The organism is Pseudomonas sp. WMBT8 (assembly GCF_050916005.1).
Lineage (GTDB): Bacteria > Pseudomonadota > Gammaproteobacteria > Pseudomonadales > Pseudomonadaceae > Aquipseudomonas.
Genome location: NZ_CP188096.1, coordinates 2,842,796 through 2,862,312, shown reverse-complemented (window position 1 = coordinate 2,862,312; position 19,517 = coordinate 2,842,796). Strand labels below are relative to the sequence as shown.

Below are 19,517 nucleotides of genomic sequence, written 5' to 3'. Positions count from 1 at the left end.
CACCGGCGCGTATGACTAACGCTCGCGTGTTGGGTAAGGTGTAGCTTTCGCCCAACAGCTTGAGGAGCTTTGCATGCGCACCATCGGCCTTATCGGCGGCATGAGCTGGGAGTCCAGCGCCGAGTATTACCGGATCATCAACCAGCAGGTACGCGACCGGTTGGGGCCGCTGCGCTCGGCACAAATCCTGCTGTACAGCGTCGACTTCGGCCCGGTGGAACAAGCCCAGCACGCCGGGCGCTGGGATGACGCGGCGCTGATCCTGCAAGACGCCGCACGCCGCCTGCAGGCCGGTGGCGCGGACTGCATCGTGCTGTGTACCAACACCATGCATCTGGTGGCGCCGCAGATCGAAGCTGGCGTGTCGGTGCCGTTCCTGCACATTGCCGATGCGGCGGGCGCGGCAGCGGTCAAGGCCCAGACCCTGACCGTTGGCCTGCTGGGCACGGCGTTTACCATGGAACAGGATTTTCTCAAGGCGCGCCTGGCAGCCCAGGGCTTGCACGTGCTGGTGCCCGACGCAGCAGAACGCCACGCCGTGCACCGGATCATTTATGAAGAGTTGTGCGTCGGAGTGATCAACGAAGCCTCACGCCAGGTTTACCAGCAGGCCATCGCCAACCTCGCGGCCCGTGGCGCCCAGGCGATTATCCTGGGGTGTACCGAGATCGGCCTGCTGATCAAGCCTGAGCACAGCGAGCTGCCGCTGCTGGACACCACCTTGCTGCATGCGCAGGCTGCGGTGGCGTTTTCCCTGGGCGATCAGGCGGTCTGACGCAGGCGGGCCATGCTCAGGGCATCGACAAATACGCCGTCGCGCACGGCGTAATCGCGCAGCCGGCCTTCAGTCTCGAAACCGAACTTGCGGTACAACGCCTGGGCCGGCTCGTTGTCGACATACACCGTCAGTTCCACCCGGTGCAGGTTCATCCAGTTGTCGGCCACCTCCAGCGCCGCGCCCAGCAACTGGGTGCCCACCCCCTTGCCCTGCCAGGCCACCGCCACACCCATGCCGATGCTGCCGACATGGCTTTGCCGACTGCGCGCGTACTGCTCCAGGGTGCAACTGCCAAGCACCTCACCCGCCTGCACCGCCACCAGCCTGAGCAGTCGCTCATTGGTATCGGCCAGGCGCTTGCGCCACACCTCCAGCGACTGGAACGGCATCTGCAGCACCTGACGGCACACGGCCGGATCGTTGTAGAGCGCATGCATGCCTTGAAGATGGCTTTCGGCAAAGCGCTGGATCACGATATTGGTGTCAGGTGTAGGCATTGTGTTTCATCCTTTGAAAGACAAGTGGCCGATCAGTATAGGCGGCGATAACAAGCGCTGTCATCCGCCACTGCGCTGCGCGCCCAAGCGCCACACTCGCGCAATGTCCGCCGCCCGCTCACGCAGCAACCGCGGCGCTTCGCTGCAGGCCTGCTCCAGGCTCATCGGCCCGCCAGGCAAGGCAAACGCGGCGTCGACGCCATGGGCATACATCTGCTCGTAGCCCTCGCCCAGCGTGCCGGCGATAACGATCACCGCAACACCGTGCTGCTTGGCCACCCGCGCCACGCCAAACGGGGTTTTACCACGCAGGGTCTGGGCGTCGAAGCGGCCTTCGCCGGTGATCACCAGGTCGGCGCCGCGCATGGCGTGTTCCAGGCCTACCAAGTCGGCGACCACCTCCACGCCCGCACGAAACCTAGCGCCGAGGAAGGCCTTGGCGGCAAAGCCCAGGCCACCGGCCGCGCCGCTGCCCGGCTCGTCGCGCACGTCCCGGGGCAAGACTTCGGCGCAGTGGTCGGCGAAGTGTCCGAGGGCCTGGTCCAGCTGCTCGACCTGGTGTGGGTTGGCGCCTTTTTGCGGGCCGAAAATCGCCGAGGCACCGTGGGGGCCGCACAGGGGGTTGTTGACGTCGGCGGCGATATCGAAACGCACCTGGGCCAGGCGCGGGTCCAGCTGCTCAAGATTGATCCGTGCCAGGTGCGCCAGGGCCAGGCCGCCACGCGCCAGGCTGTGGCCTTGGGCGTCGAGCAGTTGCACGCCAAGGGCCTGCATGGCACCGGCGCCGCCGTCATTGGTGGCACTGCCGCCAATCGCCAGGATGATCCGCCGGGCCCCGGCATCCAGGGCGGCGCGGATCAGCTCACCGGTGCCAAAGGTGCTGCTGGAACAGGCATCGCGCTGCTCCCGCGGGACCAGTTGCAGGCCGCTGGCTTCGGCCATTTCGATGATTGCCGTGGCACTTTCGGCCAACCAGCCCCAGCGCGCCTCAACGGCGCCGCCCAACGGGCCTTGCACGGTGCAACTGCGCAACTGGCCATGGCAGGCCGCGAGCACCGACTCCACCGTGCCTTCACCGCCGTCCGCCATCGGGCACTGGATCAATTCGGCCTGCGGCCAAACCTCAGCCAGGCCTTCGGCAATGGCCTGGGCCACGCCTTCGGCACTCAGGCTGTCCTTGAACGAGTCGGGGGCGATGATGACTTTCATGGGCTTTCTCCGGTTTTTATGACGCCCATGCTGCCAGTTGGCACCGGCAATGACGCCTGTCCGATGCACAAGCGCGGCTGGGGTTTGTTGTTCATTTCTACAAAAGCGCCTCCTAAGGGGTTTGGGGCAGCAGTTGCACGCCCAGGTACAGCGCGAGCATGCCATCTAAGGTCAACGGGTCGACACCGCTCAATTCGGCGATGCGCTCCATGCGGTAGCGCAGGCTGTTGCGGTGAATGCCCAATGCATCGGCACAGGCCTGGCTTTGCCCGTCGTGCTCACACCAACTGCGCAGCGTCGCCTGCAGTTGGCCGTTGGCGTCCTTGGCCAGGACCTTGCGCAATGGGTTAAGCAGTTCGTCGAGGGCATCGTCGTTGCGATGGCGCCAGAGCATCACCGGCAACCGGTAGCGATTGAGGGTCAGCAGGCGCGACTGCGGCAGCACGTCACGGCCATAGGCGAGCAAGTCCGCCACCCGCCGATAACAGCGGCGCAAGCCGGCCAACCCGTCGGCCTGGCCACCGACGGCCACCCGCAAGATGTTCCAGCCCGAGGCCTCGAGTTTTTCCAGCAGGCGCGGGTTGTCCATCGGCACCGCCGCCGGGCGACACCACAGCAACGAAAACTGTGCGCTGCTGACGCACCAGCTGTCCGGATAACGCGAAGCCAGCCAGGCGGCCAGGGCTTCGGCGGTCTGGCCCGGGCCCAGCTCGAACAGATAGGGGGTTCGCGGCAACTGCGGCTTGAGCCCCAGTTGCTGGGCCTCGTCCACCAGGCGCGGCGACTCGCCGCTGTCGGCCAGCAGCAACGCCAGCAGATCATCACAGCGTTGGCGCCGCCACTGCTGCTCCGCCTGCTGATGGCGCTGGCTGACCAGCATCTCGGCAGTCATGCGCACCAGTTCGGCATAAGTGCGCAGCAACTGCGGTTCACCGCTGATGCCCAGCACCCCGATCAGGCGCTGGTCATGCAGCAGCGGCAGGTTGATCCCCGGCGCCACGCCCTTGAGGTGCTTGGCGGTCTGGCTGTCGATTTCCACCACGCGACCGTTGGCCAACACCAATTGCGCGCCTTCATGACGGGTATTGATGCGCTCCGGCTCGCCGCTGCCGAGGATCAGGCCCTGGCTGTCCATGACGTTGACGTTGTAGGGCAAAATGGCCATCGTGCGATTGACGATATCCTGCGCCAGGTCATGATCGAGTTCGAACATGGGGCTAAATTCCTTGAAAGCGCTGCATTAAGCGATTGTTCAAAGGCACAGCGCAATGGATGGATCGCTGTGCGGGGGCACAAAGACACGGCACCGTCCCGTGACCGAGACTCTTGGGGCGATCAACGTTACCCTCGCATCGCGAAAAATCATAATAAAGAGAGAACGCCATGTCACAGAGCGCCGCCGCTACCCTGGCCAACGATGACGACAAAAACGCCGTCTACAAGCGCATCACCCTGCGCCTGATCCCCTTCATTTTCATCTGCTACCTGTTCAACTACTTGGACCGCGTCAACGTCGGCTTTGCCAAGCTGCAGATGCTCGACGCCTTGAAGTTCAGCGAGACCGTGTACGGCCTCGGCGCCGGGATTTTCTTTATCGGCTACGTGCTGTGTGGCGTGCCGAGCAACCTGGCGCTGACCAAGTTCGGTCCCAGGCGCTGGATTGCGCTGATGATGATCACCTGGGGCACCCTGTCTACCTGCCTGCTGTTTGTGACCACACCGACCCACTTCTACACCTTGCGCCTGTTTACCGGTGCCGCTGAAGCGGGCTTCTTCCCGGGCGTGGTGCTGTACCTCTCGCAGTGGTTCCCGACCTTCCGCCGTGGGCGGATCATGGCGCTGTTCATGTCCGCGATCCCGGTGTCGGGCCTGCTCGGCAGCCCGTTCTCCGGCTGGATCCTCAACCACTTCGCGGCGGGCCAGGGCGGTCTCGCGGGCTGGCAGTGGATGTTCCTGCTGCAAGGTGTGCCGACGGTGATCCTCGGTGCCCTCGCCTACTTCCTGCTCAGCGACAGCTTCGCCAACGCCAAGTGGCTGACCGCCCATGAGCGCGCAGTGCTCGAGGCCGACCAGGCCACCGACCTGGCCAACAAGCCCAAGACCACCACTGATTCGCTGCTGGAAGTATTCAAGAACCCGGCGATCTGGGCGTTCGGCCTGATCTACTTCTGCATCCAGAGCGGCGTGTACGCCATCAACTTCTGGCTGCCGTCGATCATCAAGAACATGGGCTTTAGCGATAACCTGGTGATCGGCTGGCTCAGTGCGATCCCCTATTTGCTGGCGGCGGTATTCATGCTGCTGGTGGGCCGCTCTGCCGACCTGCGCAAAGAGCGCCGCTGGCACCTGGTGGTGCCGATGCTGATGGGCGCTGTCGGCCTGATCATCGCGGTGAACTTCGCCACCACCCCGGCCATTGCCATCCTTGGCCTGACCATCGCCACCATGGGCGCCCTCACCGGCCTGCCGATGTTCTGGCCGGTGCCTACCGCCATGCTCAGCGCCGGCGCGGCCGCGGGCGGCCTGGCATTGATCAACTCCATGGGCCAGATGGCGGGCTTTTTAAGCCCGTATGTGGTGGGGTTTGTGAAGGATGCGACCGGCTCCACCGACCTGGCGCTGTACCTGCTGGCGGCGGTGATCGTCGCGGGTAGTGTGCTGGCGCTGCGCATGACCCGTACCCTGAAGGCCTGACACGGCACAAAAAATGTGGGAGCGGGCTTGCCCGCGATAGCGGTGGATCAGTCAGCCTATGTATTGACTGACACGCCGCCATCGCGGGCAAGCCCGCTCCCACATTGGGTTCGGTGTTTACAGCAACCCACCGCCGTCGATATCGATCACGCTGCCAGTGATAAAGCCATTCTCCATGGCCATCAAATAACCCGCCGCCACTTCCTCCGCCTGCCCCACCCGCCCTACCGGCAACGCCCCGCCCACCTTGGCGAACATGCCCTGACGCTGTTCCTCAGGCATCCCCGCGTATGCCGGCGTGTCAATCACCCCAGGGCTGACCACGTTGACCCGCCGTGGCGCCAGTTCCTTGGCCAACTGCTTGCCCAACGCTTCGGTCGCGGCATTGATGCCAACCTTGATAAATTGCCCCGGCACCAGCTTGCGCCCCAACTGCCCCGAGGTAAGGACGATGCTGCCGCGCTCGTCGAGAAAAGGCAGCGCCTGCTGGATTGCGCGCAAGGCGCCCCAGAGCTTCACATTGAAGTTGTCCTGGGCCAGTGGCAGGTCGGTGTCCTGCAGGTGTTTGGCCTGGACCGCAGGGCCTGAGGTGAACACCAGGTGGTCAAAACGCCCCACCGCTTCGAACAGACGTTGCAGGGAGGCGCTGTCGGTGACGTCCACCGGCTCGCTGCGCACGCCGTTGTCGACCGTCGACGCCAGGCGTCGCCCGGCCAGTACCACCTGCGCGCCACGGGATGCCGCCTGTTGGGCGACTTCGGCGCCAATGCCGCTGCTACCGCCAATCACCACCACGGTTTTGCCCTTGAGGGGAGATGTCATGGGAACTGCCTCGTGCGGAAAAATGAGCGTTCATCTTCCCAGCTTGGCAATCGCGGAAAAATCCCGGTAAAACGACAGGATCTTTAAGGGATTTTTACAAATGAGCTCAATCCTCGACCTGGAAGTGTTTGTACGCACCGCCGACAGTGGCAGCCTCTCGGCGGCCGCCCGCAGCCTTAACCTGACCCCGGCCGCCGCCAGCATTGCCCTCAAACGCCTGGAAACCCGCCTGGGCATGCGCCTGCTGGCCCGCTCCACTCGCAGCATGCGCCTCACCGAAGAAGGCCGGCGCTACCTGGACAGCGTGCGGGTGGCCCTGGAAGCCCTGGCGGAAGGCGAACAGGCGATCAAGCAACACGGCCAGAGCCTCAGCGGCTTGCTGCAACTGTCCGCGCCCTCGGATTTCGGGCGCAATGTACTGCTCGGTTGGCTGGATCAGTTCAAGCGCGAGCACCCGAATATCCGCCTGCAATTGCTGCTTAACGACAGCAACGCCGACCTGTTCCGCGAAACCGTGGACATCGCCCTGCGCTTTGGCGTGCCAAGGGATTCAAGCCTGGTGGCGCTGCCGGTGGTCGCCGATCACCGCCGTATCGCCTGCGCCAGCCCCGCGTACCTGGCGCGCCACGGCACACCCCAGGTGCCGGCCGAGCTGGCGCAGCACAGCACTCTGCGCTACATGCGCCAGGGCCGGGCCAACAGCACCTGGTATTTTCGCCAGGGCACGCTGCTTGAGGAGGTCGAAGTGGGCGGCGATTACCTCAGTGATGACGGGGAAATCGTGCGGCGCTGGGCCCTGGCCGGCCACGGTATTGCCTACAAGGCGAACCTGGACGTGGCCGGCGATATCAAGGCCGGGCGCCTGGTGCCGTTGTTCGGCGAATGGCAAGGCGAACCCACGCCCTTCAACCTGATGTGCCCCCATCGCCTGCAAGTGTCGGAGCGGGTCAAAGTCCTGCATCGCTTCTTGCAGGCGCGCGCTGGCGAATTGCTCGCCGAATCAGCGCAACACAGGGCAAAAACGCTCTAGCGCGGGCCCCTCGGCACTGTTCAAAATCCAACAGCAGTTCAACACAGGTGTGGGTTTTTGGCATAAGAGACCCGCTGATTAAAACCAAATACCCCGCAAAAACCCGCTTTGGCGCTTGGCATGCTTTCTGCTCTATCCCTGCCAGAGATTGACTATACGAATAGAAACTCGCCTCCACTCGTAGCCAATCACAGGGAATGCACAATTGAAGTTGATCTCAAGGCCTCTGCCGCCACTCGCCTCCAGTTCGTTTAAAACCGTCAGCGCCCTAACCTTGATCCTCGCCGCCCAATGGGCCCACGCCGAAGATTCGCGCCTGCAGACCGTAACGGTGCAGGCCAGCAAGGTCACCGCCAGCGAAGAAGCCCAGCTTAAGCTCGACGAGGTGGCCGGCGGCGTCAGCCTGGTCAAGGCCGCTGACGTCGAACGCGGCCGCTCGGCAACACTGGAAGACACCCTCGCCTATCAGCCCGGCGTGTATGCGCAGTCGGCGGGTGGCAACGATGCAATCAAGATTTCCATCCGTGGCTCCGGGGCCAATACCTCGCCGGGGTATTTTCGCGAAGGCACCAAGTTCCTGTTCGACGGCCTGGCCCTGACCGGCTCCGGCGGCACGCCGTATGAGCTGCTGGAAACCCAGGGCCTGGACTACACCGAAGTGCTGCGCGGGGCCAATGCTTTCCAGTACGGCGCGCTGTCGTTGGGTGGCGCGATCAATATGGTGACCAACTCCGGCCTGACTGCGCCGGGCAATCACGTGCGCTTGGAGGCCGGCAGCTTTGGCTGGCGCAAGCAACAACTGAGCACCGGCGGCGTGGTGGACAACGGCGACTACTACGTCAGCCTGAGCAACTCCGAACGCGACGGTTACCAGGACTGGACCTTCACCAAGGCCAAGGGCGTGGTCACCAACTTCGGCTACCGCTTCAACCCCAAGCTGGAAACCCGCCTGTTCGTACGCTACCGCGAGGAATACCACGAAAGCTCCGGCACCCTGACCAAGGCCCAGCTCAAGCACGACTCGTCGCAAACCAACCCGGTGGCCCTGGCCAGCCGCGATGATTCGACCAAGCGTGGTTCGACCTGGGTCGGCAGCAAGACCACCTATACCTTCGACGATGACGCCACCCTGGATTTTGGCTTGGTCTATCACAACTATCCCCAGGTGCTGTACCGCAAGAGCACGGTCAACCCCAACTACTGGGACTGGCGCGACCTGAACCTGTCGCTGACCTATAACCGCAGCGACCAGATCCAGGGGCACACCAGCAACACCTCCCTGAGCCTGACCAGCACCCAGCACCTGCAGGCCGGGGTCAAGACCTACAACGGCAACCCGGCCTCCAGCACCTACGGTGCCTTGCAGAAACAGGCACGCTACACCGGCTCGTTCGACCGCGTGTTTGCCGCCGGCAATGACCTGCAACTGACCGACCGCCTGTGGCTGTCCACCGGCCTGTCGTTGAGCCAGATCAAGCGCGATATCGAGGTGCGCTACTCGGACCGCGCCAATACCTCGCCCTACCCGGACCACTACGACTACGACAGCTGGAACGTCGCGCCGCGCCTGGGCCTGCGCTACGAGATCACGCCGGACTTCCAGGTGTTCGGCAACGTCAGCCGCTCCATCGACCCGCCCAGCAGTTGGTCGTCGTCGGGCTCCGGGGTGGCCAGCAACTACGCCAAGACCCTCACCGAGCAGAAGGCCAATACCGTTGAGTTCGGCGTGCGCGGCAAAGCCGGGATTTTCGATGGCAGCCTGGCGGTGTACCGCTCGTGGATCAAGGATGAACTGCTCACCGTCGAAGTGATTCCGGCCACCCGTACCACGGCGGCGGTCAACTCCACGTCCAACGCCAGCCCGACCATCCACCAGGGCATCGAAGCCGGCCTGGATACCGCGCTGTGGCAAAGCGCGCGCGGCGAAACCGTCAGCCTGCGCCAGGCCTACACCCTCAACGACTTCTACTACCGCAACGACGCGCGCTTTGGCTCCAACGAGCTGCCGGGGCTGCCCAAGCACGTGTACCAGGCCGAGCTGCAATACCGCCATCCGGACGGGTTCTACGCCGGGGTCAATGTGCGCTCGGTATCGAGTACCGCCGTGGACTACGCCAACACCCTGTATGCGCCCTCCTACACGATTTTCGGCGCCAAGCTGGGGTATGAGGCCCCGAGCAAGAAATGGCAGGTGTACCTGGACGTGAAAAACCTCACCGACCAGAACTACGTCACCGCCATCCAGCCGATCTATGACGCCCAGGGCAAGGACGTTGCCGCGCTGTATCCGGGGGACGGCTTTGGCGCATTCACCGGCGTGGCGTTCAACTTCTAAGGTGGGAGCCTTCACGATGCCGATCAATCACTGGAGCAGGTACGCCCTGCTCCTGGGGTTGCTGCTGGTGGGCGCCTGCTCGCCGGACGCCCCACCGCCCAGCTCGGTGCAGCGGGTGGACGGCCACCTGGACGCCCAGGGCCTGCTCAGCTATGACCCCAGCGACTACCACGAAACCCGCCAGGGCACGCCGGGCGGCACCCTGCGCGTGTCGGCCGCGCTGGATACCGGCACCTTCGATGTGCATTCCAGCTACCACGGCAACGTGCAATGGCTGGCGCGCATCGTCTACGACTGCCTGCTGTACCAGGACGAAAACGGCAAGCTCTCGCCCTGGCTGGCCAAGTCCTGGGACGTCTCAGAGGATGGCAAGACCTACACCTTCCATTTGCGCGACGACGTGACCTTCAGCGACGGCGAAAAATTCAACGCCCAGGCGCTGCGGGCCAACCTGGAACATATGCGCGACCCGGCCACCAAATCACCGCTGGCGGCGGCGTACATCGCGCCCTACGTCGATGGCCGGATCATCGACGACTACACCTTTGAGGCGCACCTGCGCGAGCCTTACTCGCCGTTTTTGTATGTGCTGGCGCAGTCGTGGCTGAGCATGGTCTCGCCCAAACAGATCCGCGAAGCGCCCAAGAGCATCGCCGAGCACCCCATCGGATCTGGGCCGTTCGTGCTGCAAAGCTATACCCGCGAACAAGGCGCGACCTTTATCAAGCGCGCCGATTACCACTGGGCACCGCCGGTGACCCGGCACATCGGCCCGGCCTACCTGGACCGTATCGAGCTGAGCATCGTCCCCGAGGCCATGACCCGCTACAGCACCCTGCAATCCAAACGCTCGGACTTCACCCTGGATGCACCGGCGCAAAATACCGCGGCGATGCGTGCTTCGCAGAACCTGGTGGTGCGCAACCGGATCCGCATGGCCAGCCCTTACCGCAGCCTCACGTTCAATACCCTGCGCTTTCCATTCGACGATGTACGGGTGCGCAAGGCCATCGCCCAGGCCATCGACCGTGACGGCCTGGCCTGGATTGCCGGGTTCGGTGAGTTCTTGCCCAAGAGCGATTACCTGGCGGTGAACACGCCGTTCTATGACCCGGCCTACCGCGACGTATTGAAATACGACGTCGACGCCGCCAACCGCCAACTGGACGAAGCCGGCTGGACCCAACGCGATGCCCAGGGCTATCGGGTCAAGGACGGCCGGCGCCTGTCGGCGCACTTGCTGGGTTTTGAAAGCCCGCCGTTCCCCAGCAGCGTCGCGGTGGCGGTGCAGGCGGATGCCAAGAAAGTCGGCATGCAGTTCATCATCGAAATGATGCCCCTGGCCCAGCTCACCGACCGCCGCACGGCGGGCAACTACGACGCCATCGGCGGCGGCTATTGGCACACCAACACCCCCGACGGCCTGTACATCCTGTACCACAGCGACTCGCGCGCCTCGCCAAGCAAAAGCGGCAACAACCTCAGCAACCTCAGCGACCCGCGCCTGGACCAGTTGCTCAGCGCCGCCCGCCGCTCCCATGACCCGGTGCAACTGCAAGCCCTGTACAGCGCCGCGCAACAACGCCTGACCGAAGTGGTGCCGGCGGTGCCGGACTTCGAGAGCCAGGTGCTGATTGCCTATCGCACGGCGGTCAAGGGGCTGATTTTCGACACCGTGCACAACACCCCTTTCTTTACCAGCGTCTGGCTGGACCAGGAGGCACCATGAAACGGCTTGCCGCTCGACTACTGGCCGGTGTGGGCGTGCTGTGGGGCGCGGCCACCCTGACCTTCGTCGCCATCCATTTCAGTGCCGGCGACCCGGTGCTGGCGATTCTCGGCGGGCCGGACGCCATCCCCACCCCGCAGCAACTGGCACAGGTCCGTGAGGAATACGGCTTTGACCAACCGTTGTGGGTGCAATACGGGCGCTACGTGGGGCGGATCGCCCACGGTGATTTCGGCGAGTCGTACCGCTTGCGCATTCCCGTCACCGAGGCCATCGGCAAGCAGATTGGCGCGACGCTGCAACTGGCCCTGAGTGCCGCCCTGCTGGCTATCGGCCTGGCGCTGGCCAGCGCCGTGCTTACCGCCAAGCGCAATCCCTGGGTGCGTCGCGTGGCTTCGGCCAGCGAGCTGGTGCTGTCGTCATCGCCGTCATTCGTGCTGGGGATTTTGCTGTTGCTGGTGTTTTCGTTCCAGTGGCCGGTGTTGCCGCCAGCCGGCTCCAACGGCTGGCAAACCCTGATCCTGCCGACCCTGGCCCTGGCCCTGCCGATTGCCGGGATGCTTAGCCAGGTGCTGCGCCAGGAACTGGAAGACATCCTCGAACAACCCTTTATCGCCATGGCCCGTGCCCGCGGCCTGTCGCAGACCGCCGTGCGCCTGCGCCACGCATTGCGCCATGCGCTGGTGCCGCTGGTGACCTTGTCCGGGTTCATCTTCGCCAGCCTGCTGGGGGGTGCGGTGGTCACGGAAATGCTGTTCGCCCGCCAGGGTATCGGGCGAATGATGCTTGATGCAGCCGTGGCCAAGGATGCGCCGGTGGTGCTGGGGATCACCTTGTTGGCGGCACTGGTTTATGTGGTGGTGAACCTGTTGGTGGATGTACTCAACGGGTTGATTGATCCACGGGTTAAACCGCGATGACGGCTGATTCACACAGGCTGCTTTATGTGGGAGCGGGCTTGTGTAGGAGCGGGCTTGCCCGCGATGACGGTGTATCAGTCAACTATTTATCAACTGACCCTCCGCTATCGCGGGCAAGCCCGCTCCTACAGTGGATCACCGACAGCTTCAGATACTGTATTCAAGTAAGGAATCGAACATGAGCGACACCCCACTGCACGAACGCTTCGCCCCGGTTTTCCAGCGTATTGCCCAGGGCGCGGTGCAACGCGAACAAGAACGCACCCTGGCCTTCGACGCCGTCGATTGGCTGAAAACCGCAGGTTTCGGCGCCCTGCGCGTGCCCCGCAGCCAGGGCGGCCTGGGCGCCAGCCTGCCGGAGCTGTTCGCCCTGCTGATTGAGTTGGGCAGCGCCGACTCAAACCTGCCACAAATCGTGCGCGCGCATTTTGGCTTCGTCGAGGGCCGGCTGGTGAGCCAGGACCCCGAGTCCCAGGCGTACTGGTTCCCCAAGGTGGTCGCCGGGCAATTGTGGGGCGCAGCCATGGCCGAGCGCAGTGACACCACCACCAACTCGGTGACGCTCAAACCCACCGCCGAAGGCTGGCAACTGGACGGCCAGAAGTACTACTGCACCGGCACCTTGTATGCCGACTGGATCGCCGTGGCCGCCGCCGACGGGCCCGACTTTATCAGCGTGGTGGTGCCCACCGATGCGCCCGGCGTGACCCGCGTGGATGACTGGGACGGTTTTGGCCAGCGCCTGAGCGGTAGCGGCACCACGCGCTTTGAGCAGGTGGCGGTGCCCGAGCATCAGGTACTGCGGCGCTTCAAGCCCGGCGAGCTGCGCGCCGAATCGTATATCTCGGCGTTTTACCAGCTGTTCCACCTCGCGACCCTGGCCGGGATCGCCCGCGCCGCGTTGCGCGACGCCGTCGATTTTGTCCAGGGCCGCACCCGCGCGTTTGGCATCCCCGGGCAATCCAGCCCGCGCCTGGACCCGCTGGTGCAGCGGGTGATCGGCAAGCTGTCGAGCCTGTCCTATGCCGCCGACAGCCTGGTACAGGCCACCGCGCAGGTGCTGCAAAGCACCCATGAGGCGGTGCTCGACGGCTCCATCAGCGAGGCGCAATACGTCGATGCGGATGTGCGCACCTACCAGGCACAGCAAGTGATCCTGCCGCTGGTGCTGGAGGCCACCAGCCTGCTGTTCGAAGTCGGCGGCGCCTCGGCCACCAGCCAGGTGCGCCGCCTTGACCGGCATTGGCGCAATGCCCGCACCCTGGCCTCGCACAACCCGGCGATCTACCGCGAGCGGGCCCTGGGTGACTTCTACCTCAACGATGTCAGCCCCGCTGCCGCCTGGCGCGCCGCCCAGGAACAGGCCGTGGCCGACCACCCCGAGCATGCCAGCGCCCGCGATGAAGCCAGCGCCGTCTAACCCCAGGAACCTGCATGAAAAAGCACATGAGCATTGGCATGAACATCCTCGGTTTCGGCGCCCACGCGGCGGCCTGGCGCGTCGGCGAAGTGCCGGCCGATGCCTACCTGGATGTGGAGTACTACCGCACTATCGCGCGCATCTCGGAACGTGGCTGCCTGGATGCGATCTTCCTCGCCGACGGCCCGGCCCTGGCGGGCGATGTGGCCACGCAACCGGTAGGCCGCCTGGAACCGACCCTCCTGCTGACCGCCGTGGCCCTGGCCACGCAGCACATCGGGGTGATCGCCACCGCCTCCAGCACCTACAACGACCCCTACAACCTGGCGCGGCGCTTCGCCTCCCTGGACCATATCAGCGGCGGCCGCGCAGCCTGGAACGTGGTGACCAACGCCACTGACGCCGCCGCGCAGAATTTCGGCCTGGCCAACCAGTTGCAACACGGGGAGCGCTACGCCCGCGCCGAAGAATTCATCGACATCGCGTGCAAGCTCTGGGACAGCTGGGAAGACGACGCGATCATCGGCGATGCCGGCAACGGCCGCTACGCACATCCCGACAAGATCCACAGCCAGGACTTTGTCGGCCGGCATTTTTCCATCAAGGGCCCGCTGAACCTGCCCCGCTCGCCCCAGGGCCGGCCGGTGCTGGTGCAGGCGGGCTCATCGGAGGGTGGCAAGGCCCTGGGTTCGCGGTATGCCGATGCGATTTTCACCACCCAGACCAGCCTGGAAGATGGCCAGTACTTCTACCGCGACATGAAGCAGCGCGCGCGCCAATGGGGGCGCAACCCCGAGCACCTGAAAATCATGCCGGGCCTGTCCACGGTGATCGGCAGCAGCGAGGCTGAAGCCCATGCGCGCTTTGATCAACTCAATGCCTACCACGGCGAACATGGCCTGATTCAGCAAGTGGCCGCGCGGATCGGCATCCCCGCCGAGGAACTGCAGTTGGATGCGCCGCTGCCGTGGGCGCGGATCGGTGAAGTGGGCACCTATGAGAAAGGCTCCCAGGGGTTTCTCGAAGCCCAACTCAACCTGGCCCGCCGCGAAGGCCTGACGGTGCGCGAACTGTCGCGGCGCATCCTGGTCGGCCATCGCCTGCTGGTGGGCACCCCGGAACAGGTGGCCGACACCCTCGAACACTGGTTCCTCGCGGGCGCCGCCGATGGCTTCAACATCATGCCGGACATGTTTCCCTCGGGGGTCGAGGTGTTTGTCGATGAAGTGGTGCCGCTGCTGCGCAAGCGCGGGGTGTTCCGCCATGAGTACAGTGGCAGCACGCTGCGTGAGCACTTGGGGTTGCCGTACCCACAGAGTCAGTATGCGAGGGGCCTGGCATGAGCACCTATACCCTGCCCTGGCGCTTGCCCTTGGCGCTGCCGAGCACCTTTCGCCCCGGCCTGTCACTGGCCTGGCTGTTTGTGATTGGCTTGTTGATCGCGGCGCTCGTGCCGCATTGGCTGACCGGCGTCGACCCCCTGGCCGCCGCCGCCCGCAACGCCTACCTGCCACCCAGCGCCAGCCACTGGCTGGGCACCGATGAAAACGGGCGCGATGTGCTCGCCCGCTTGATCCACGGGGTGCGTCCTTCACTGTTGATGGGCCTGGTGTCCACGGCCATCGGCCTGGGCGCCGGGATCATCCTCGGCTTGGCGGCCGGCCTCGGCCCGCGCCTGGTGGATGGCGCGATCATGCGCCTGATCGACGTTTTGCTGGCCTTTCCCGACCTGCTGTTGGCCCTGGTGATCATCACGTTCTGGGGCCAGGGCCTGTGGATCACTCTGATTGCAGTGGGCGTGGCGAGCATCCCGCGCTTTGCGCGGATGGTGCGCGCGCAGACCCTGGTGGTGCGCGATGCACCCTACGTCGAAGCCGCCACCACCCTCGGCCGGCATCGCGCAGCCGTGGTGTTGCGGCATGTGCTACCCAATGCGATCAAGCCGATCCTGATCCTCGCCACCATTGGCATCGGCCACAACATCATCACCGGCGCGGCGCTGAGCTTCCTCGGCTTTGGCGCCTCGCCGCCCGCGCCGGAATGGGGTTCGATGCTCGCCATGGGCCGCAACTACCTGGCCAATGCCTGGTGGCTGGTCGCCTGGCCGAGTGTGGCGATCATCCTGACGGTGGTGTCGATCACCGCCCTTGGCCGGGACTGGCTGGCGCGCAGCGAGGGTAAATCCCGATGAGTACGTTAGTGGAGGTACAAGACCTGCGGGTACAGTTTGGCCACACGCCGATTATCAAGGGCATATCGTTCAGCCTGGCCGCCGGTGAATGCCTGGCGCTGGTGGGCGAGTCCGGCTCGGGCAAGACTGTCACCTCGCGCACCCTCAGCGGCCTGAGCGGCGAAGGCTCACGGGTACAGGCCGCGCGCCTGGCGTTTGCCGGCACCGACCTGCGCCAGTTGGACGACCGCGCCTGGCAAACCCTGCGCGGTGCGCAGATCGGCTTTGTGATGCAGGACGCCCTCGGCTCCCTCGACCCGCTGCGCCCGGTAGGCAAGGAAATTGCCGAACCGCTGCGCCTGCACACGCCACTGGGTCGCGATGAGCGCCAGGCACGGGTCATCGAACTGCTGCGCGCGGTCGGCGTGCCGCAGCCCGAGTTGCGCGCCTTGCAGTACCCCCATCAACTGTCGGGCGGCCTGCGCCAACGGGCGCTGATCGCTTCGGCGATTGCCGCCGGCCCGCGCCTGCTGATTGCCGATGAACCGACCACGGCGCTGGACGCCACGGTGCAGGCCCAGGTCCTGGCGCTGTTGGAGTCCCTGCGTTCCCAGGCCATGGCGATGCTGGTGGTCAGCCACGACCTGGCGGTGGTGTCGCGCCTGGCGGACCGGGTGGCGGTGATGCATCACGGGGTGATTGTCGAGCAAGGCCCGGTGGAGGCGATCCTGCATGACCCGCAGCATCCCTACACCCAGTCGCTACTGCGGGCCGGGCGAGCGGTGCATTTCCAGCGCCCGGCCCTGGCGGCGCCGAAAGTGGCCAGCGCCGAGCGCTTCGACCTGCCGTTGATCGAGGCGCGCAACCTGCAAAAAACCTTTATCGGCCCCGACGGCCAGCCCCATGTTGCAGTGCACAACGCCAGCTTCAGCCTGCGCGCCGGGGAAACCCTGGGAATTGTCGGCGAGTCCGGCAGCGGCAAGACCACCCTCACCCGCATGCTGTTGGGCCTGGAGCGCCCGGACGCCGGCGATGTGTGGCTCAACGGCCGGCCCTGGAGCGCCCTGAACGATCAACAACGGCGCCAACTGCGCCAACGCATCCAGGTGGTGTTCCAGGACCCGCAAAGCTCGTTCGACCCGCGCTACACCGTGGCCCGCGTGCTTAACGAGGCGTTGCAGGTGGCCGGCCTGCCCCGCAGGGAATGGCCGGGGCGCACCCTGGAGCTGCTGCAACTGGTGCGCCTGGACGCCAGCGTGCTCGAGCGCCGCCCCCTGGAGCTTTCCGGCGGCCAGCGCCAACGTATCGCCATTGCCCGCGCCTTGGCGCCCAACCCCCAGGTGCTGGTATGCGACGAGCCGGTGTCGGCCCTGGATGTGTCGGTGCAGGCGCAGATCCTCGCGTTGCTGGCCGACCTCAAGTCACGCCTGAAACTGGCCTGCCTGTTCATCTCCCACGACCTGGGGGTGATCAACCAGGTCAGCGAACGGGTGCTGGTGATGAAGGACGGCGAGGTGGTGGAAAGCGGCCCTGTGCGCGATGTGTTTGACCACCCGCAGCATGCCTACACCCGCGCCCTGCTCGATGCCATCCCGCAGATCGACCGGCCCGCCCCGGTGCCCGAGCACCACTTCATTACCTACGCCATTGCCATATAAGGATTGTCATGAGCTTTTTGTCCGTGCCAGAGCTGTTGCAGCGTGCCGCTGTGTTATTGCCGCAGATCGCCGAGGGCGCCGCCGAACGCGAGCGCACCCGGCAACTGCCCCATGAGCAGATCCGCCAACTGGCCGCAGCGCGCCTGCTGACCCTGCGTATTCCCCAGCGCTACGGCGGCAGCGGGTCCAGCGTGCGCGAGGTGGTGCAGTTCGTCATCGACCTGGCGGCGGTGGACTCCAATATCGCCCAGTCCCTGCGCCCCAGCTTTGCCTTTATCGAAAGCCTGCTGGTGCAGAAGTCCGAAGCCGAGCGCCAGCTGTGGTTTGCCCACTACTTGCAGGGCGAGGTGTTCGGCAATGCCGGCTGGGAAATCGGTGGCGCCAACGGCCAGGTCAGCGCGCGGATTGTGCCCCAGGGCGAGCACTTTCGCGCCAATGGCAGCAAGTACTACAGCACGGGCGCGTTGTATGCCGACTGGGTCAGTGCGGTGGCACTGGATGAAAACGAGGAGCCAGTGTCGTTCGTGGTGCCCCGTGACCGCGAAGGCCTGGAGCTGGTGGATGATTTCGACGCCATGGGCCAGCGCCTGACCGCCAGCGGCACCACGCGCCTGAACAACGTGCTGGTGCGCCGCGAGGAAATCCGCACGCGGGTGGTGGAGGAAGGCCAGCGTTCGATCATCACGCCGTTCCTGCAACTGTTCCTCGGCGCGGTGCAGGCCGGGATTGCGCGCAATGCCTTGAACGATGCGGTGGCCTTTGCAAGGGACCATGCGCGGCCGATCAAGCACAGCAGCGCCAGCCGCTCGGTGGACGACCCCTATGTGGAGTTTTCCGTGGGTGAGATCTCGGCCCGTGCGTTTGCCGCCGAAGCGGTGGTGTTGCGCGCCGCCGACACCCTCGACGCGGCCTGGGCCGAGGAGTTGAGCCATGAGGCCGTGACCCGCGCCGCTATTGATGTGGCCCAGGCCCAATACATCGCCGCCGAGTCGGCACTCAAGGCTGGCGAGCTGCTGTTCGACGTCGGCGGCGCCTCCACCACCGGGCGCAGCCATAACCTCGACCGGCACTGGCGCAATGCGCGCACCGTGGCCAACCACAATCCCCGGCACTGGAAAGCCGCGGTGGTCGGCGCCTATCGGCTCAAGGGCACCGAGCCACCGACGTCGGGCTTGTTCTAGAGCCTTGCTCTCTGGTATTGCATAGCAACTGTCTGCGCTTTTGAGGAGTTCACCATGATTTACCGCACACTGGGCCAGTCCGGGCTCAAGGTCAGCGCACTGACCCTGGGCACCATGATGTTTGGCGAACAGACCAACACCGAAGACTCGCTGCGTATCATCGACAAGGCCTGGGACCAGGGCATCAACTTCATCGATACCGCCGACGTCTACACCGGCGGGCGCTCCGAGGAAATCGTCGGTGAAGCCATCAGCCGCCATCGCGCCGACTGGGTCGTCGCCTCCAAAGTCGGCTTTGGCCCGCCGGACGGCCTGCCCAACCGCAGCGGCCTGAACCGCAAGCGCATTTTCAACGCGCTGGAAGCCAGCCTCACCCGGCTCGACACCGATTACCTGGACATCTACTACCTGCACCGCGAAGACCACGACACCCCACTGGAAGTCACCATTTCGGCGATCGGCGACCTGATCCGCCAGGGCAAGATCCGTTACTGGGGGCTGTCCAACTATCGCGGCTGGCGCATCGCCGAAGTGGTGCGCGTGGCCGAGCGCCTGGGGGTCGACCGGCCGATCATCAGCCAGCCGCTGTACAACATCGTCAACCGCCAGGCCGAGGTGGAGCAGATCACCGCCGCGGCGGCCTATGGCCTGGGCGTGGTGCCCTACAGCCCACTGGCCCGTGGCGTGCTCAGTGGCAAGTACGCACCGGATATCAGCCCCGAAGCCGGCAGCCGCGCCGCACGCCAGGACAAACGCATCCTGGAAACCGAATGGCGCGTGGAGTCACTGCGCATTGCCCAACAGATCCAGCAATACACCCAGGGCCGTGGCGTGGGGATTGTCGAGTTTGCGATTGCCTGGGTCTTGAACAACCAGGCGGTCAGCTCGGCGATTGTCGGGCCGCGCACCGAGGCGCAGTGGGATGCCTATACCGGGGCGCTCGATGTGAAAATCAGTGCGGAGGATGAGGCGTTTATTGACTCACTGGTGACGCCGGGGCATGCGTCGACACCGGGGTTCAATGATGTGGGGCACTTTGTCTCGGGGCGCATTCACCGCCCCTGACCCCCTGTG

Annotated in this window: 16 protein-coding genes; 12 read left to right on the top strand and 4 right to left on the bottom strand. The window is 65.0% G+C overall.

Annotated elements, in window-relative coordinates; all coding sequences use genetic code 11:
* The first annotated feature begins 73 nt into the window (after positions 1 to 73).
* Positions 74 to 775 carry an aspartate/glutamate racemase family protein gene (locus ACO77H_RS13485; RefSeq protein WP_432755675.1) on the top strand — a complete coding sequence of 234 codons (702 nt, stop codon included), beginning with the start codon at positions 74 to 76 and terminating at the stop codon, positions 773 to 775.
* Here the strand turns inward: ACO77H_RS13485 and ACO77H_RS13480 are convergent.
* The 3 genes from ACO77H_RS13480 to ACO77H_RS13470 all read right to left on the bottom strand — a co-directional run bounded on the left by ACO77H_RS13480 (position 763) and on the right by ACO77H_RS13470 (position 3,697).
* Positions 763 to 1,275: a GNAT family N-acetyltransferase gene (locus tag ACO77H_RS13480; RefSeq protein WP_170041516.1), complete on the bottom strand. Its 513-nt coding sequence runs from the start codon at positions 1,273 to 1,275 to the stop codon at positions 763 to 765. The two genes, ACO77H_RS13485 and ACO77H_RS13480, sit on opposite strands and share 13 nt — an antisense overlap.
* Before the next feature lie 60 nt (positions 1,276 to 1,335).
* A complete protein-coding gene (locus tag ACO77H_RS13475; RefSeq protein ID WP_170041517.1) occupies positions 1,336 to 2,484 on the bottom strand; it encodes a glycerate kinase in 1,149 nt (382 codons plus the stop codon).
* Positions 2,485 to 2,596: 112 nt separating this feature from the next.
* The gene (locus tag ACO77H_RS13470; RefSeq protein WP_169955874.1) at positions 2,597 to 3,697 is read right to left on the bottom strand and encodes a sugar diacid recognition domain-containing protein; all 1,101 of its coding nucleotides are present in this window, start codon (positions 3,695 to 3,697) and stop codon (positions 2,597 to 2,599) included.
* 170 nt (positions 3,698 to 3,867) lie between these two features.
* Here ACO77H_RS13470 and ACO77H_RS13465 point away from each other — a divergent pair, with 170 nt between their 5' ends.
* Entirely contained in the window at positions 3,868 to 5,178 is a 1,311-nt protein-coding gene (locus tag ACO77H_RS13465; protein ID WP_032860575.1) for an MFS transporter, read from the top strand.
* A 117-nt stretch (positions 5,179 to 5,295) separates the two neighbouring features.
* On the opposite strand, the gene ACO77H_RS13460 is transcribed toward ACO77H_RS13465, so the two are convergent.
* Complete coding sequence (locus ACO77H_RS13460; RefSeq protein ID WP_170041518.1) at positions 5,296 to 6,000, bottom strand: SDR family oxidoreductase; 705 nt, start codon at positions 5,998 to 6,000, stop codon at positions 5,296 to 5,298.
* 100 nt (positions 6,001 to 6,100) lie between these two features.
* On the opposite strand from ACO77H_RS13460, the gene ACO77H_RS13455 reads away from it, so the two are divergent.
* The 10 genes from ACO77H_RS13455 to ACO77H_RS13410 all read left to right on the top strand — a co-directional run bounded on the left by ACO77H_RS13455 (position 6,101) and on the right by ACO77H_RS13410 (position 19,508).
* On the top strand, positions 6,101 to 7,030 hold the full coding sequence (locus ACO77H_RS13455; RefSeq protein WP_432755674.1) for a LysR family transcriptional regulator: 930 nt from the start codon (positions 6,101 to 6,103) through the stop codon (positions 7,028 to 7,030).
* A 205-nt stretch (positions 7,031 to 7,235) separates the two neighbouring features.
* The gene (locus ACO77H_RS13450; protein ID WP_262381006.1) at positions 7,236 to 9,365 is read left to right on the top strand and encodes a TonB-dependent receptor family protein; all 2,130 of its coding nucleotides are present in this window, start codon (positions 7,236 to 7,238) and stop codon (positions 9,363 to 9,365) included.
* A gap of 16 nt (positions 9,366 to 9,381) precedes the next feature.
* A complete protein-coding gene (locus tag ACO77H_RS13445) occupies positions 9,382 to 11,094 on the top strand; it encodes an ABC transporter substrate-binding protein (RefSeq protein ID WP_432755673.1) in 1,713 nt (570 codons plus the stop codon).
* Positions 11,091 to 12,014 carry an ABC transporter permease gene (locus ACO77H_RS13440; protein ID WP_170060411.1) on the top strand — a complete coding sequence of 308 codons (924 nt, stop codon included), beginning with the start codon at positions 11,091 to 11,093 and terminating at the stop codon, positions 12,012 to 12,014. Before ACO77H_RS13445 ends, ACO77H_RS13440 begins: the two co-directional genes overlap by 4 nt.
* A gap of 178 nt (positions 12,015 to 12,192) precedes the next feature.
* A complete protein-coding gene (locus tag ACO77H_RS13435; protein WP_170058072.1) occupies positions 12,193 to 13,434 on the top strand; it encodes an acyl-CoA dehydrogenase family protein in 1,242 nt (413 codons plus the stop codon).
* Positions 13,435 to 13,448: 14 nt separating this feature from the next.
* Positions 13,449 to 14,777, top strand: a complete 1,329-nt coding sequence (locus ACO77H_RS13430) for an LLM class flavin-dependent oxidoreductase (protein WP_170041522.1) — start codon at positions 13,449 to 13,451, stop codon at positions 14,775 to 14,777.
* Positions 14,774 to 15,625, top strand: coding sequence for an ABC transporter permease (locus ACO77H_RS13425; protein ID WP_170041523.1), 852 nt, complete (start codon positions 14,774 to 14,776; stop codon positions 15,623 to 15,625). Before ACO77H_RS13430 ends, ACO77H_RS13425 begins: the two co-directional genes overlap by 4 nt.
* On the top strand, positions 15,622 to 17,262 hold the full coding sequence (locus ACO77H_RS13420) for a dipeptide ABC transporter ATP-binding protein (protein WP_432755672.1): 1,641 nt from the start codon (positions 15,622 to 15,624) through the stop codon (positions 17,260 to 17,262). Before ACO77H_RS13425 ends, ACO77H_RS13420 begins: the two co-directional genes overlap by 4 nt.
* Positions 17,263 to 17,270: 8 nt before the next feature.
* Complete coding sequence (locus ACO77H_RS13415) at positions 17,271 to 18,443, top strand: acyl-CoA dehydrogenase family protein (RefSeq protein WP_432755671.1); 1,173 nt, start codon at positions 17,271 to 17,273, stop codon at positions 18,441 to 18,443.
* A gap of 54 nt (positions 18,444 to 18,497) precedes the next feature.
* Positions 18,498 to 19,508 (top strand): aldo/keto reductase, encoded by a 1,011-nt coding sequence (locus ACO77H_RS13410; RefSeq protein ID WP_170041526.1) that lies wholly within the window; start codon positions 18,498 to 18,500, stop codon positions 19,506 to 19,508.
* The last annotated feature ends 9 nt before the right edge of the window (positions 19,509 to 19,517 follow it).